Genomic DNA, 15,007 nt, shown 5'->3' on the forward strand with positions numbered 1-15,007 from the left:
CCAAGAATCCGGACGGAACGTCCTGAGATGTCGGGAACACGATCATTCACGCGGCCAAGTTCGAAGTGACGTTCGGCGGTGTACAGGTAGCTCCTAGCGAGGGGAAAGGGGAGTATGGCACCGCTGTGTCGCTATCTGCAGATGAACTCCAGTCCATTGCCTCAATAGCTGTTTTCTTGGCGAAGATCCTCGGAGGTTCGTGGGAGCCCAACCCTTAGAACCTGTTCAAAGTCTTTTGAGCAAGAGGCACAGGAAGGCAAGGTGGACGAATTGTAGGCTGGTATTGAGTAGCCGCTCGCAGTTCTTCCATAGCCGCCTGTTTTTCTCCAGCCAAGCGAAGCTGCGCTCGACGATCCAGCGCTTGGGCATCACCTTGAAGGTATGTAGCTCGCTTCGCTTGGCAATCTGCACCGTCACGGGCTCCGCCAGAATCTCACGCACGCCCTGCGCGAAGGGTTGGCCCACATAGCCGCTGTCAGCCAGCAGACTTTGAACCCGATTCAGCCCGGATTTGCACCGCCTCAGCGTCTGCAGGGCTCCCTTGCGATCCGTCACCTCGGCCGTCGTGACTGCCACCGCGTGGGGCAGGCCCTGCGTGTCTACAGCAACGTGGCGCTTGATGCCCGAGACCTTCTTGCCTGCGTCATAGCCCTTCAGCGCCGCCGTGTCCGTGTTCTTCACGCTCTGCGCGTCCACGATCAAGAGCGTGCTGCAGGCGTTGCGCCCCTGTTTCTCTCGGGCCACGCCAACCTGATTTTTTAAGCGCCTGCTCCAGCAGGCTGCCGCCTTTGCGCGGCTCACTCCAGATGGCGAAGTACGAATGCACGGTGCGCCACTTGGGAAACTCTTCGGGAAGCATGCGCCATTGGCAACCGCTCCTGAGCAGGTACAGCACCGCACAAAACACTTCATACAAGTCCACTCGCCGAGGGCTCGTTTTCTTGCGTGCGCTTTCCAGTAGCGGCTTGATGGCTTCAAATTGTTCGCGGCTGATGTCGCTTGGGTAGCTTTTTCTCACCCCCGGAGTTTCTCACATCCAACAGTGAACAGAGACTTTGAACAGGCTCTTAGAGCTGTTGCCCGGCGAGAGGATGTTTAGCCCCGCGATGCGGTTCGGGCACGGTTTCCGACGTGCAGTCAAACCCGAGGTGTTATTCCCTGGAGGGAGGCAACTATTTCAAACGCCTTTTTCCAGTGCCGCCAGCGACTATCCTATCGATAGATCAAAGGTTAAACCTGGGCAAAACGTGGCTTGGGATAGTGCCGCACCGGGTAACTTGTCAAACGTAGTCTTCACGCGGGGAACCAGCAATGCCACCGCATTGGCCACGCGAAGCGCGGTGCGAATCTACGAGATGCTCCATGAGCTGCACGAACATGGAGGAGAGGACCTGCCGGAACCGCTGATGGGGGTGCTGATCAAGGCATTGCTGATCCATGGTGCAAGACAGCCTGAAAGTGCCAAGGCACAGCTCACGGCGGTGTTAAAGAATGCCCACAATTCACGTAAGTTTAAGGAAGTCATTGCGCGTTATGTTGGCTATGGCGCGGCAGATATAGAGCGCGTGCTAACGTGTACTGCGCAGCGTGCAACCGTACTCGGCTGTGGAGAAATTCGCGAGAACGAAGTGCATGAATATGCATTCCCATTGCCGGTGGGCTTGTCGGCGCAAAAACTCTGGCGGCGCCTGGTGGTTACGCTTGCATGGTTCACACCGATCAACCCAGATCATCGAAATCTCCGCGAAGCCAAGTTGGAGTTGGAGCCTGGCGGTGCCAAATGGGATGCAATTCCGCTGAGGCTGACTCGCCAAGATGGTGATCATAACCAAGTGCTTCGGGGGACTGTGCAACATGAAGTGCTTGAGGGGACGAATATTATCTCGGCTTACCAAGATGGCGAGATGTTGCGTATCCGAGTTACATGCAAAAAAAGTGCAACTGTCAGCCTAGATGACGTGATCCCCTATGGCCTTGCTGTGACACTGGAGGTCAAGGAAGACGTGGGTATTCCGATCTACCAGCAGATTCGTGCCAAACTCAAACCGCAAATTGTAGTTGGTGCTGGTCAGGCATGATCGGTTGGCAAGGCAGAATGTGCTGTCGTTGCCGGACCGTGAAGCGACCTGGATACGTCGACTGTTCGAGCGAGCGAGGGGGGCGGTTTTACGACGCGTGGTATTGAGCCCACGAGGATGGCGGGTGCTGTGCTGCGGCACTATGGGCTGGCAGATCGAGCAGAAGACGACTGGGATCGAAAAGATCCTGCCGACGATGCGAACCGATGTCGTGCTCAAACACCCGTCACCAGATCTATGCTACCTGCGTTCTCAGGTTGGGCGCGGCGATGCGCTTGCTGATCGCGCTAGTGGATTGTTGTTGCATCCAGCGATGGCCAGATGGTCGATGAGACAGTGGTGATCCATGGACATCATGTGCGGTTTGCCGCTGTGGATTTGGCGGCCTCGCCGTCTGACATCAGATCGCAACTATCAAGGCTGTGCGAGACAACGCCACCGGCAAGGTTAGTTTTGTAAAAACGGATGCTGCCAGCTAGAGAAGGATGGGCAAACACTCTAGCCAACGCACCACTTGTTGTGGGATTTTATGTGGGACAAAATCAATAAACAAACGCAAGTTATTGATTTTGTTGATAATTTGGCGGAAGCGGTGAGATTCGAACTCACGGAAGGCTCACACCTTCGGCGGTTTTCAAGACCGCTGCCTTAAACCACTCGGCCACGCTTCCGTATCGGAATGAGCACGGAATATTACCGTCAGTTTGCGTTTTTGGCTAGGGCCTCAGGTGTGGAGCGCGAGCATTTCGGCCGCATGGCGACGGGTGGTGTCGGTAATGTCGACGCCACCCAGCATGCGGGCGATTTCCATGATGCGTTCTTCGGCGTCGAGCGGGCGAATCTGGCTGAGCACCTTGCCCTGGCGCTCGGCCTTGCTGACCTGCCAGTGCGTGGCGGCGCAAGAGGCGACTTGCGGCAGGTGGGTGATGCACAGCACCTGGTAGCGCTCACCCAGCTGGCGCAGCAGTTTGCCGATCACCTCGGCGACGCGGCCGCCGATGCCGACGTCCACTTCGTCGAAGATCAATGTCGGCACGCTGGCGACCTGGCTGATCACCACTTGCATCGCCAGACTGATGCGTGACAGCTCGCCGCCGGAGGCGACCTTGGCCAGCGAACGCAGGCTGGTGCCGGCATTGGCGGCGACCAGGTATTCGACCGATTCCAGGCCGTAGGCCGTGGGGTCGCCCAGTGGTGCGAGTTCGATGGCGAAGCGGGCGCCGCCCATCGCCAGATTCTGCATTTCGCCCGAAATGCGCTCGGACAATTCAGCCGCGGCCTGGCGGCGTTTGCCGGACAAGGCTTCGGCCAGGGTGCGGTAGCGCGCCAGGCAGCTCGCTTCGGCAACGGCGAGCGCCTCGATATCGGTCGACGCCTCCAGCTCGGCCAGCTGGCGCTGCCAGTCGGCCAGCTTTTCCGGCAGGTCCTGCGGCTGCACCCGGTACTTGCGGGCCGCACTCATCAGGGTGTCGATGCGGCGCTCCATGTCGGCGAGCTGGGCCGGGTCTTCGTCGATGCTGGAGGCGTAATCGCGCAGGCCGTACACCACCTCGCGCAGCTCCGCGTCGACCGAGTCGAGCAGCGACAGGCTGTCGGTGAGGCGGGGGTCGAGATGGGACAGCTTGCTCAGCCGGCTCTGCACCTGGGCCAGGATGGACAGGCAGTTGCCGTCCATCTCTGAGAGTGCATCCACCGCCAGCTGGGCGCTTTGCGCCAGTTCGGCCGCGTTGGCGAAGCGGGAGTGGGCCTGATTCAGGCCGGCCCATTCGTCGGGCTGTAGCTGGAGTTCACTCAGCTCGTTGATCTGCCAGGACAGGCGCTCGCGTTCGACTTCGAATTCCCGCGACTTCTTTTCCGCCTCTTCACGGGCACGCCGCGCCTTGTGCAGCGCCTGCCAGGCTTCTTCCACGTCGCGCGCCAAGGCGAGCGAGCCGGCGTAGGCGTCCAGCAGCTGGCGTTGCGTTTCCGGGCGGGTCAGCGACTGGTGGGCGTGCTGGCCGTGGATGTCGACCAGAAAATCGCCTACCTGCTTGAGCTGGGCCAGCGTTGCCGGCTGGCCATTGATGAAGCCCTTGGAGCGGCCGCTGCGGTCGACCAGGCGCCGTAGCAGCAGCTCGTCCTCGTCCGAATCCAGCGCGTTGTCGTGCAGCCAGGCGCGTAGCTCGGGCAGGTAGGTCAGCGCGAACTGGGCGGAGATTTCGGCCCGGTCGGTGCCTTCCCGTACCATGGTGCCATCGGCCCGGTCGCCCAGCAGCAGGCCGAGCGCATCGAGGATGATGGATTTCCCGGCGCCGGTTTCTCCAGTCAGCACGGTGAAGCCGTCGGAAAAGTCCAGCGCCAGCTGGTCGACGATGACGAAATCTTTGACGTTGAGCGTGAGCAGCATAGATAGGCGAGTTTGGTCAGGGTCAGAGCAGGCGTTCGCCCCAGTGCAGCTTGTGCCGGAGCATGTCGTAGTAGTTGTAGCCGACCGGGTGCAGGATGCGCAGGTGGTTGCGGTGACGGCGGATCAGCACGCGGTCCATTTCCATCAGGTCGCAGTGCGACTGGCCGTCGAAATGCACGCGCGCATCCAGCCCGCGCGTCAGCATGAATTCGACCTCGCACGAGTCGTTGACCGCGATCGGCCGGTTGCTCAGCGACTGCGGGCAGATCGGCACCAGTGCGATGGCCTGTAGCGTCGGATGCAGGATCGGGCCGCCGGAGGCCAGCGAATAGGCGGTGGAGCCGGTTGGCGTCGAGACGATCAGGCCGTCCGAGCGCTGGCTGTAGACGAACTGGTTGTCGACGAAAATCTCGAACTCGATCATCGAGCCTACCGCGCCGCGGCTGAAGACCACGTCGTTGAAGGCCAGCGCGTTCATCACCTCGGCGTCTTCGCGCATTACCGTCGCCTGCAGCAGGATGCGGTCTTCCGGGACGAACTGGCCGGCGAGGATGGCGTCCACCGAGCTCAGCATCTCGTGCAGCGGGATGTCGGTCATGAAGCCAAGACGACCCTGATTGATGCCGACCATCGGCACGCGGTAGGGGGCGAGCAGGCGGGCGATGGACAGCATGGTGCCGTCGCCGCCCAATACGATGACGATGTCGGCGAGCTTGCCCAGATCGAGCCGGTCGATCAGGGTATAGGGCCCCGCTTCTGCGGGCGTGACGCTGTCACGGTCGATCAGCACCGATACGCCCGAGGCCGCCAGATGGTCGGCCAGTTGCCGCAGCGAGGCGACAATGGAGGATTTGCTGTGGCGGGCCACCAGGCCCACATTCTTGAAGAGACGATCCATGGCGTTATTTTACCGGGCTATGGCCGGTCGTTCTCGTTTATTCGTGGCTGGAGCGCTTCATGCCGGTGGTTTCCAGCGCCTTGAGATAGAAGCGTATCAGATCGGCCAGCGAATCGACGCCCAGTTTGCTGAACAGGTTGGCGCGATGGGCTTCGACAGTGCGCGGCGAGAGCTCCATGGCGCGGGCGATTTCCTTGCTGGACAGGCCGTCGGCCACCATCTCCAGCACCTCGCGCTCGCGCCCGCTGATGCGTGACAGCCGCTGCATCACTTCCAGCGTCTCGGTTTCCTGCTTGTGCTGCTGAATGCTGAGGCGGATGCCGCGGCGCAGGCTGTCGATCAGGCGGCTGGTGTCGATCGGCTTGGTCAGAAAATCGATGGCGCCGGCGCGGAAGGCGCGGCTGCATTGCTCGATATCGCCATGGCCGGTGATGAAGACGATGGGGATGGTGATCTCGCGCTGGATCAGCAGTTCCTGCAGCGCCATGCCGCTCATCTGCGGCATGCGGATGTCGAGGATCATGCAGCCGATATCGCCTTCGCGGTAGTCGCGGACAAATTCCTGCGCGTTGGCAAAAGTGACCGCGCGCATCCCCTGCGCCATGATCAGCATGGCCAGCGATTCCCTGACGGCGGGATCATCGTCCACGATGAACACGCTGGGGGTCATGGTGTTGGTGCTACTGTCCATTCCGGGCTGTTTCCGATTGTTGTTGTGCCTTGGTCTGGTGTTTTACCACGAATCGGGGCGGATTCGGTTGATTTGCGGTCGGGCCGATGGCGGTCGGCCTGGCGGCTCAGGCCGGATGGTGGTAGTTGATGATGGCCATGACCGAGCTGCCGGACTTGAGGGTGGTTTCGGGCGAGGGGTTGAACTCCACTTCGCCACCGGGGTGCTCCAGGGCGATCACCATCACATTCTGGGGCTGGGTCGGTTCGAATTCGCCCAGTCGCCGGCCATCGCTTTCCGGGCCGACGCTGAACAGTCGGGCGTGAAAGGCCTTGGGGAATCGCTGCTGCAATTGCTCGAACAGGTGCAGTGTTTCCGGCCGGGCCACCATGTTGGCCATGTTGACGCCCCCCAGGTGCGACGGGATCACCACCCGGTCGGCGCCGACGGTGAGCAGTTTGCGCCGCGAGGTTTCGGTTTCGGCCTTGGACACCGCCTTGATCGAGGGGTTGAGGTTTTTCGCCGTCACCACGACAAAGGCGTTTTCGGCGTCGGAAGTCAGGCAGGTGACCAGTGCGCGTGCCTTGGCCACGCCCGCGGCGACCAGGTGTTCGTCCGCCGTGGCGTCGCCGACGATATAGGGCACGTCACGGCTGTCGAGCTGCTGGGCCAGCGTTTCGTTCTTTTCGATGACGACCACGTCGTGGCCGGCGCTGATCAACTCTTCCAGCGTGTAGAGGCCGGTGCGACTGAGGCCGCAAATGATGATGTGCTGATCGAGGCGTGCGATGCGTTTTTCCATTTTGCGGCGCTTGAGCAAGAGGGGCAGGTCACCCTGGAACAGCATCAGGGTGAGCGACGAGATGCCGTAGCCCAGCACCCCGGTGCCGAACACGATCAGGCTGATGGTGAACAACCGGCCGCCGTCAGTGAGCGGGTGGGTTTCGCCATAGCCGATGGTGGCCAGCGTGATGACGGTCATGTAAATGCTGTCGAAGAGCGACCAACCTTCGATCAGCATGTAGCCGGCTGTCCCGGTGCACACGGTCGCCAGGATCAGGCCGGACAGAAACAGCAGTTTACGGGTGAAGCTGGATTCCATGACTACCTGTTGTGGAGGGGGCGGGAGGGCCCGCGGCCCCGATTATACGTCGGGAGTGTGGCGTCGCAGCAGGGCCGGAAACAGGTGCTGCAACTTGGCCAGTTTGGGGGCGATGATCGCCTGGCAATACGGCGCGCTCCGGTTCTGGTCGTAATACTGCTGGTGGTAGGTCTCGGCCGGGTAGAATGTGCCGGCGGCGACCAGTTCGGTGACGATCGGCGCATCGAACACACGCTGCCGTTCCAGGTCGGCGATGAAGGTAGCGGCTTCCTGTCGCTGAGCGTCGTCGTGGTAGAAGATGGCTGAGCGGTATTGCGTGCCGACATCGTACCCCTGGCGGTTCGGCGTCGTGGGGTCGTGGATGGCGAAAAACACGGCCAGCAGGTCACGGTAGGAGAGGGTGGCCGGGTCGAAGGTGATCTCGACCGCTTCGGCGTGACCGGTGTTGCCGTCGCAGACGTCTCGATAGCTGGGGTCGATGGTCTGGCCGCCGATATAGCCGGAAATGGCGGACTGGACGCCTTCGAGTCGGTTGAAGGCCGATTCGATGCACCAGAAACAGCCGCCGGCCAAGGTTGCCTTGTTCATTGCATGTACTCCTGTGTTTCGTCTATCGGCGGGCGAGGGCTGGCCCGGTCGAACCGCCGTACCGCTTCCCTCACCGTGGCGGTCTGGATGGCCACCGTCTCTTCGATGGGCACGGCATAGCCGCCGGCCATGGCAATGGCGACGCCGACCTCGTGCCGCTGGCACGCATCCAGCACCATCTGGTCGCGCCGCAGCAGGCCGTCTGCCGTCAGGCCGAGTTTGCCCAGGCGGTCGCCGCGATAGGGGTCGGCGCCGGCCAGGTAGAACACCAGGTCCGGTCGGGCCAGTCGGAACAGTTCCTCCAGGTTGGCCGAAAGCAAGGCCAGGTAAGTTTCGTCCGACGTGCCGTCCGGCAGCTCGACGTCGCGGTCGCCGGCCACTTTGCGGAACGGGAAGTTGTTCTGGCCGTGCATCGAGAAGGTGAAGACCCGTGCTTCATCGCGGAACAGGGCAGCGGTGCCGTTGCCCTGATGCACGTCGAGATCGATCACCAGGGCTCGCCGGATATGGCCTTCGTCCAGCAGCAGGCGTGCCGCCACGGCCACGTCGTTGAACACGCAAAAGCCGCTGCCCTTGTCGGCCTGGGCGTGGTGGGTGCCGCCGGCCAGATTGACACCGCAGCCCTGCAGCAGCGCGACGCGTGCAGCGGCGATGGTGGCGCCAACCGAATGGCTGGCGCGGGTTGCCAGCTGTGGCGACCATGGCAGGCCGATTTCCCGCTGTGCGCGTTCCTGCAGGCTGCCCTCGAGAAAGGCGTGGACGTAGGCGGCGTCGTGCGCGCGGCACAGTTCCGCCGGCGTCGCCGCCGGTGCCGGCTCAAGCAGATGGGCCGCAAAGCCCGCCACCGCCTCGGCCAGGAGACGGTATTTCTCGGCCGGGAAGCGATGGCCGGGCGGCAAGGGCAAGGCCAGGTGGTCGGTACGAAAAATGCGCATGTACGCTCAGAACGCCTTGACCAGGGCAAAGCGTGGTTGGGGTACGCCGTCGTGGGTGACACTCTCCTCGAACATGGCCACCGGGCGCACCCACAGGCCGTACTCGCCATAGAGTGCGCGGTAGACGACCAGCGGTTCTTCGGTTTCCGAGTGCTGCGCGCAGCCGATGACTTCGTACAGCGGTCCCTTGTAGTGGCGGTAGATGCCGGGGGTGATGCTCATGTCGGGCTCCAGAGTCGGTAGAACAGCGGCAGATAGCGCTCCTCCACATGGATATTCAGCGATTTGACGATACGGAAGCGCTCCTGCGCCGTGTCGATGCGTTCAGCCGGGTGCGATTGGGGGGCGACTCGCGGGGTCGCGGCATTGGCAGTGATGTTGACCACTATCGCCCGATTGCCATCGGCCAGTTCGACGAAGCTGCCTGGCGGGTAGATGCCGATGATCTTTACCAGGTGAGATACCAGCTCCGGGTCGATTTCCCCCATCTTGCCGGCATAGAGCTCACCCAGGGTCTGCTTGGGTTTCATGCGCGCGCGGTAGGTGCGCGGCATCATCTTGGCGGTCACCCGGTCCAGCGTGTGCAGCAAGTGGGCCAGCGGTTCGACATCTTCGCCGGCCAGGTTGAACGGATAGCCGCGGCCGTTCTTCTTTTCGTGGTGCAACAGCACGATGGTGTGCCATAGCTCATCGTCGACCCCGGCTTCGCGCAGCAGGGCGGAGCTTAACAGTGGGTGAGCGTGCAGAGTCTGGCGCTGGGCGGTGGAGGGCTCGGCCTCCTGCGAGGCCATGCTGTCCTGCAAGTTGGCCGAGGAGATGTTCATCGTCAGGGCTGCGCACACCAGTTGTTTGGCATCGGCTGGCGGCAGCCCGTAGCTCTGCCCGACCCGGGCGGCCAAGAGGGCGCAGTTGATGGCGTGATGGGCTGCATAGTGGTGATACGGGCACAGCATGATGGCCGCGATGACGCCGTCGGGCTGGCTGCCGGCCATCTCGATCAGCAGATTGGCCAACTCTACGAGGCGTTCGCGGTAGTCGCTAAAAACCAGCACGCGCTGGTTCAGGGCGCGCAGATAGTCGGCCAGTTTGGGTACTGCCTGCACCGGGCTGATGTTGGTCGGGGGCAGGATAGGGATCGGTCCGGCGGGGTAGTCTTCAATCAGCGATTGCTTGAATTTGTCCGTCAGCCGGAAGTGTTGCTCGGGTTCCTGCCCGCCATGTCTGACGTTGACCTCAACCAGGCGGTTATGGATGTAAAGTGAGTCTGGCAGGCTAAAACGCAATTTGTATGCTCCGTGGCGATTCTTGTACGTTTGCTACGAGTATACCTTGCCGAAGGGAATTGCGGCGTGGCTTCCCCAGCAACGGGTATCCTCGGATTTCAGGCCGGGCCACGGCCTCAGGGAAGCCTGGCCAGGCAGTCCGTCAGCAGCGCGTACACGCCGTCGGCGTCGACCTCGGTGAGGTAGAGGACATTCGCCGACCGGCCGCTCACGCCCCACCAGTCCACCACCGTGGCGCCCAGCGTCAGCGGGCTTGCCGTTTCCACCTCGACATTCACCCGGCGTCCCTTGAACAAGCCCGGCTGCAGCAGATAAGCCACCACGCAGGGGTCGTGCAAGGGGGCGCCGTTGACGCCGAAGCGCTGTACGTCATGTCGCTCATGGCTGATCAAAATGTCGGCCGCGAGGGGGCCGCAGCGATTGCTCAGGGCATGCAGGCGGGCAATACGGGCTGCGCTGGCACCGACCTGGTGGGTAACGTCCAGCGGCAGCATCACGATCGGCACGCCCGAGCCCAGCACGATGGCGGCCGCCTCCGGATCGACGAAAATGTTGAACTCGGCTGCCGGCGAGATGTTGCCGCCGGCAAAATAGCTGCCCCCCATCAAGACGATTTCCTTGATGCGTGGCGCGATGTCCGGCGCTTTGGCCAGAGCAAGGGCGATGTTGGTCAGTGGGCCGACGGGGCTGAGTGTGATGGTGCCGGCTGCCGCCTCGCGCAACGTATCGATGATGAAGTCGACGGCATGCTTGCCCTGCAGCGGCATCTCCGGGTGGTGAAGGGGGACGCCGTCGAGCCCGCTCTTGCCATGGACATGTTCGGAGGTGACCAGCGGGCGCCGCAGTGGGCGTTCGCAGCCGGCGTAAACCGGGACATCGGGGCGTTGTGCCCATTCGCAAACGATACGGGCGTTGCGCGAGGTCAGGTCCACACCCACATTGCCGGCCACCGTGGTCAGCGCGAGCAGATCGATCTGTTTGCCGGCTCCCAACAAGGCGAGGATGGCCACGGCATCGTCCAGGCCGGGGTCGGTATCGAAAATGATGGTAGGACGCGTCATGTCAGGCGCCTATGGAGGAAGTGGAGCCGGCGTCACGCCGTCGAAGTGTGTTCGGAGGAGTCAGGAATACGGGTCTCCCTGAACTCCATTTTAAACATACGTTCTGTTTCCCCATCATGCCAAGTCGCCAGCGTTGTCCAGCCGGGAAGGCTGACGGGCGATGCCAGTTGGCCGAAAGACAGGGTCGGCGGACTTGGCTAGAATACCGCCTCCTGAATCTGAGGTATTCCCCCAATGAAGCTGGTACTCGCCCCGATGGAGGGCTTGGTCGACGACATCATGCGCGATGTGCTGACCCGCATCGGCGGCATCGACTGGTGCGTGACCGAGTTCGTGCGTGTCACCAGCACGCTGCTGCCGCCCAAGATGTTCTACCGACTGGCGCCCGAGTTGCACCGGGCAGCGCGCACGCGCGCCGGGACCAGCGTGCGCGTGCAGCTGCTGGGGTCGGATCCGGTGTGCCTGGCGGAGAATGCGCTGCGAGCGGTCGAATTGGGCGCCCCGGCGGTCGACCTCAACTTCGGTTGCCCGGCCCCCACCGTCAACCGCCATCGCGGCGGGGCGGTGTTGCTCACCGAGCCGGAGCTCTTGTTCCAGATCGTGTCGGCCGTTCGTGCCAGCGTCCCCAAAGCGGTGCCGGTCACGGCCAAGATGCGGCTGGGTTATGAGGACAAGAGCCTGGCGCTGGAGTGCGCGCAGGCGATCGAGCGGGCGGGGGCGGATGAATTGGTGGTGCATGGCCGCACCAAGGTAGAGGGTTATCGGCCTCCCGCCCACTGGGACTGGATTGCCCGCGTCCGCGAGAGTGTCCAGCTGCCGGTGATCGCCAACGGCGAGGTGTGGACGGTGGAGGATTACCACGCCATTCGCCGCGAGAGCGGTTGCGACACCGTGATGATCGGGCGCGGGCTGATTGCCGCACCGGATCTGGCGCGACGCATCAAGGCCGGGCCGGGAGCCGAACCGATGCAGTGGGACGAGATGATGATCTGGCTGCGCGACTTCTTCGAGCAGTGCCGCGAGCGGGCCGAGGAGTCGGCCTACCCGGCATCAAGGCTGAAGCAGTGGCTGGGGCAGCTCAAGCGCAGCTACCCCGAGGCGGGCGAATTGTTCGAACGGATACGGCGCGAGAAGCAGTCGGCGGAAATTGCCCGGATACTTGCCTGACATAGGTAATTGTACGAATAGAGAATGCCATCATTATCGCCTAGAGTGGGATTGCTGCAGGTCGTTTGCCCTAAACGATGGCAGCAGTAGCATCGGTGCCTCTCAGTTCCGGTTGTTACATTCCCCCCAAGCAAATTGATACGCCCTTCATGCGAAGGGCGTCTTCTTTTGGTGAGGTCGGTTCATCGCCGTTGCCGGCAGGGCGGCTGATCCTCGGTGTGGGCGTGGGTTTGGTATAAGGCCTGCGATTGCAATGTGTCGCCAGGTTCTGGGGTGGACTCAGACGAACTCGACCGGCACGAAGTAGCTGCGACCGGTACGCGAGATCAGGACCTGCGGCTGCCCCTGTACGACCGAGCGGAAGGCGCGCGGCAGTCGGCGCCAGTCGAGGAACTTCATCTTGATTTGCTGGTTGTTGCTCATGGTGCATTCTCCTCAATCGACCTTGTGAATCACGTTGGTGACCACGCCCCAGATGAAGAACGAGGCCTCTTCCGGCACCTCTATCGGGGCAAAATCCGGATTTTCCGGCAGCAGGCGCAGGCCCGTCGCCGTTTTCTCCAGCCGTTTTACCGTCAGCTCGCCATTGATCACCGCTACCACCACTTTGCCGTGACGAGCTTCCAGCGATTTATCGACTACCAGCATGTCTCCGTCGTGGATGCCGGCATTGATCATCGAGTCGCCCTTGACCGTGACCAGGAAACTGGAGGCGGGGCGTCTGACCAGGTGGGTGTTCAGGTCGACATCGGCCTCTTTCAGGTCGTCGGCAGCGACGGGGGCGCCGGCAGGAACACGGCTGGCAAACAGGGGCAACGACACGTCGGACAACTCGCTGGTGAGCGAGCGGAATTCGTCCACGTGCAGTTCACGCACCGCCCGTATGGCGCGATACTCTTGCAGCCAGGCTTCCAGCACCGGCTTGAGCGGTTCCGGTACGCGCATGGCGACCGTCTTGTCCCCGCCAAAGGCGGACTTCCTGCCGGCGCCTTGGCGCTTGCCTCCCTGGGTCATGCTGCGTGCTCTGTGTCCTGACGATGATTTGATTCTGTACAAAATCAAACGAACTGGCAACCTGAATTTGCCGTCGAGCATGGAAGCGATGGCGGCAATACAACAGGAGGGACGAGTCTGTACCCGGCTCAGGTGTTGGACGGAATGAGGGGCGGTGCCGGAAATGAATTTCTCGCCAAGGTTGGCCGAAGCGGTCGTTCCAGGTTTGTCAGTCTGTTGTGCCAGCGTTTGCCAGCGGCTTGCGCGCTGGCATCGATGCTGCATGCCGCTGGTCGGCGACGGCGTAGCCTGATAGACTGTCCGCCTTTTGCTAACGCGCCAAGTCATTGTGAACAAAACGGATTTTTCCTCGCTTCCCCTGTCGCCCGCCCTGGTCGACAACCTGGCCAGCCTCGGCTACAGCCGCATGACCCCGATCCAGGCACAGAGCCTCCCTGTCATCCTCAACCGCCAGGACCTGATCGCCCAAGCCAAGACCGGTAGCGGCAAGACGGCGGCCTTCGGCTTGGGATTGCTCGACAAGATCAATCCGCGCTGGTTTGCCGTGCAGGCGCTGGTGTTGTGCCCGACGCGCGAGCTGGCCGATCAGGTGGCCAAGGAAATCCGCCGGCTGGCCCGTTGTATCGATAACATCAAGGTGGTGACGCTGTGCGGCGGCACGCCGATGGGGCCGCAGATCGGCTCGCTGGAGCACGGCGCGCACGTGGTGGTGGGGACGCCGGGCCGGCTGCATGATCACCTGAGCCGCAACACGCTGGATCTGTCCACCGTCGAAACCTTGGTGCTGGACGAGGCCGACCGCATGGTGGACATGGGCTTCTACGAGGAGATTGTCGGCATCGTCGCCGCTTGTCCGCGCAAGCGCCAGACGCTGCTGTTCTCCGCCACTTATCCGGACAATATTCGCAAGCAGAGCGCCCGTTTCCTGAAGAACCCGGTCGAGGTCAAGGTGGAGTCGCTGCACGATGCGGGCCACATCGAGCAGCACTTTTACAAGATTCAGCCGGAACGGCGCGTGGCGACGGTGGCGGCGTTGCTCGACCATTTCCGCCCGGTCTCGACCATCGCCTTCTGCAATACCAAGCAGCAGGTGCGTGAGTTGGCGAATGAGTTGCAGCAGCAGGGCTTCTCGGCGCTGGCGTTGTACGGCGAGCTGGAGCAGCGCGAGCGCGACGAAATCCTGGTGCAGTTTGCCAACCGCAGCTGTTCGGTGCTCGTAGCCACCGATGTGGCGGCGCGCGGCCTCGACATCAGCACGTTGGAAGCAGTCATCAACGTCGACCTGTCGCACGATCCGGAAATCCACATTCACCGCATCGGCCGTACTGGGCGTGGTGGCGAGAAGGGGCTGGCGCTGAGTCTGGTCGGCCCGAACGACAGTAAGCGACTGGCGCTGATCGAGGACTACCAGCAGGCCAAGCCGAACTGGGCCGATCCGGCCGAGCTGACGAGCAGTGGTGGCCCGCTGGTACCGCCGATGGTGACGCTGTGCATTGCGGCTGGCCGCAAGGACAAGGTGCGCCCGGGCGACATCCTTGGTGCGCTCACCGGTGAGGCAGGCATTGCCGGTCAGCAGGTGGGCAAGATATCGGTGTTCGAATTTGCCAGCTACGTGGCGCTGGATCGCCATATCGCTCAGCAGGCCTTCAGCCGCCTGGCCGAGGGGCGGATCAAGGGGCGCAGCTTCAAGATGCGCTTCGTCGGTGCTTAAGCTCGGACCAACCCTGGCGCATGAAAACCAAAGCGGCCCTCGACGGGCCGCTCAGGCTGCTGACAACGTGCCTTATTTAGATGCTGCCGGACCCGGCAAAGCCGGGCCGCTCCT

At 62.4% G+C, this 15,007-nt stretch carries 15 protein-coding genes, 1 tRNA gene and 1 pseudogene; 3 read left to right on the forward strand and 14 right to left on the reverse strand.

Going from position 1 to position 15,007, the window contains the following annotated elements; translation table 11 throughout:
* Nucleotides 1-225: 225 nt before the first annotated feature.
* Nucleotides 226-912 carry an IS5 family transposase gene (locus B9N72_RS15985; protein ID WP_234986012.1) on the reverse strand — a complete coding sequence of 229 codons (687 nt, stop codon included), beginning with the start codon at nt 910-912 and terminating at the stop codon, nt 226-228.
* Nucleotides 857-1,018 (reverse strand): annotated as a pseudogene (locus tag B9N72_RS21495) (transposase); the annotation flags it as partial. The pseudogene B9N72_RS21495 and the gene B9N72_RS15985, both read right to left, overlap by 56 nt.
* A gap of 388 nt (nt 1,019-1,406) precedes the next feature.
* Here B9N72_RS21495 and B9N72_RS15990 point away from each other — a divergent pair.
* A complete protein-coding gene (locus tag B9N72_RS15990; RefSeq protein ID WP_143477850.1) occupies nt 1,407-2,078 on the forward strand; it encodes a hypothetical protein in 672 nt (223 codons plus the stop codon).
* Between the two features lie 581 nt (nt 2,079-2,659).
* Here the strand turns inward: B9N72_RS15990 and B9N72_RS16000 are convergent.
* The 10 genes from B9N72_RS16000 to B9N72_RS16045 form a co-directional block, all read right to left on the reverse strand.
* Nucleotides 2,660-2,749: transfer RNA gene (locus B9N72_RS16000), tRNA-Ser, on the reverse strand.
* A gap of 53 nt (nt 2,750-2,802) precedes the next feature.
* Nucleotides 2,803-4,464, reverse strand: coding sequence for a DNA repair protein RecN (gene recN / locus B9N72_RS16005; protein WP_085277297.1), 1,662 nt, complete (start codon nt 4,462-4,464; stop codon nt 2,803-2,805).
* A 22-nt stretch (nt 4,465-4,486) separates the two neighbouring features.
* Entirely contained in the window at nt 4,487-5,362 is an 876-nt protein-coding gene (locus B9N72_RS16010; protein WP_085277298.1) for an NAD kinase, read from the reverse strand.
* Between the two features lie 37 nt (nt 5,363-5,399).
* Complete coding sequence (locus B9N72_RS16015; protein ID WP_085277299.1) at nt 5,400-6,053, reverse strand: response regulator transcription factor; 654 nt, start codon at nt 6,051-6,053, stop codon at nt 5,400-5,402.
* A 106-nt stretch (nt 6,054-6,159) separates the two neighbouring features.
* Nucleotides 6,160-7,134, reverse strand: coding sequence for a potassium channel family protein (locus B9N72_RS16020; RefSeq protein ID WP_085277300.1), 975 nt, complete (start codon nt 7,132-7,134; stop codon nt 6,160-6,162).
* Between the two features lie 42 nt (nt 7,135-7,176).
* Nucleotides 7,177-7,722: a peptide-methionine (S)-S-oxide reductase MsrA gene (gene msrA / locus B9N72_RS16025; protein ID WP_085277301.1), complete on the reverse strand. Its 546-nt coding sequence runs from the start codon at nt 7,720-7,722 to the stop codon at nt 7,177-7,179.
* On the reverse strand, nt 7,719-8,657 hold the full coding sequence (locus B9N72_RS16030) for a histone deacetylase family protein (RefSeq protein ID WP_085277302.1): 939 nt from the start codon (nt 8,655-8,657) through the stop codon (nt 7,719-7,721). The genes msrA and B9N72_RS16030 overlap by 4 nt, the downstream gene beginning before the upstream one ends.
* Nucleotides 8,658-8,663: 6 nt before the next feature.
* Nucleotides 8,664-8,879 carry a DUF1653 domain-containing protein gene (locus B9N72_RS16035; RefSeq protein ID WP_085277303.1) on the reverse strand — a complete coding sequence of 72 codons (216 nt, stop codon included), beginning with the start codon at nt 8,877-8,879 and terminating at the stop codon, nt 8,664-8,666.
* Nucleotides 8,876-9,940 carry an HD-GYP domain-containing protein gene (locus B9N72_RS16040; protein WP_085277304.1) on the reverse strand — a complete coding sequence of 355 codons (1,065 nt, stop codon included), beginning with the start codon at nt 9,938-9,940 and terminating at the stop codon, nt 8,876-8,878. Before B9N72_RS16040 ends, B9N72_RS16035 begins: the two co-directional genes overlap by 4 nt.
* 116 nt (nt 9,941-10,056) lie before the next feature.
* On the reverse strand, nt 10,057-11,001 hold the full coding sequence (locus tag B9N72_RS16045) for a nucleoside hydrolase (RefSeq protein ID WP_085277305.1): 945 nt from the start codon (nt 10,999-11,001) through the stop codon (nt 10,057-10,059).
* 234 nt (nt 11,002-11,235) lie between these two features.
* Here B9N72_RS16045 and B9N72_RS16050 point away from each other — a divergent pair, with 234 nt between their 5' ends.
* The gene (locus B9N72_RS16050; protein ID WP_085277306.1) at nt 11,236-12,168 is read left to right on the forward strand and encodes a tRNA dihydrouridine synthase; all 933 of its coding nucleotides are present in this window, start codon (nt 11,236-11,238) and stop codon (nt 12,166-12,168) included.
* A gap of 279 nt (nt 12,169-12,447) precedes the next feature.
* On the opposite strand, the gene B9N72_RS21265 is transcribed toward B9N72_RS16050, so the two are convergent.
* Nucleotides 12,448-12,591 carry a hypothetical protein gene (locus B9N72_RS21265; RefSeq protein ID WP_200811029.1) on the reverse strand — a complete coding sequence of 48 codons (144 nt, stop codon included), beginning with the start codon at nt 12,589-12,591 and terminating at the stop codon, nt 12,448-12,450.
* Between the two features lie 12 nt (nt 12,592-12,603).
* Nucleotides 12,604-13,182: a LexA family protein gene (locus B9N72_RS16055; protein WP_008954003.1), complete on the reverse strand. Its 579-nt coding sequence runs from the start codon at nt 13,180-13,182 to the stop codon at nt 12,604-12,606.
* Between the two features lie 328 nt (nt 13,183-13,510).
* On the opposite strand from B9N72_RS16055, the gene dbpA reads away from it, so the two are divergent.
* A complete protein-coding gene (gene dbpA / locus B9N72_RS16060) occupies nt 13,511-14,893 on the forward strand; it encodes an ATP-dependent RNA helicase DbpA (RefSeq protein WP_085277307.1) in 1,383 nt (460 codons plus the stop codon).
* Nucleotides 14,894-15,007: the final 114 nt, after the last annotated feature.

It is taken from the genome of Pseudogulbenkiania subflava DSM 22618, assembly GCF_900177275.1.
In the GTDB taxonomy this organism is placed as follows: Bacteria; Pseudomonadota; Gammaproteobacteria; order Burkholderiales; family Chromobacteriaceae; genus Pseudogulbenkiania; species Pseudogulbenkiania subflava.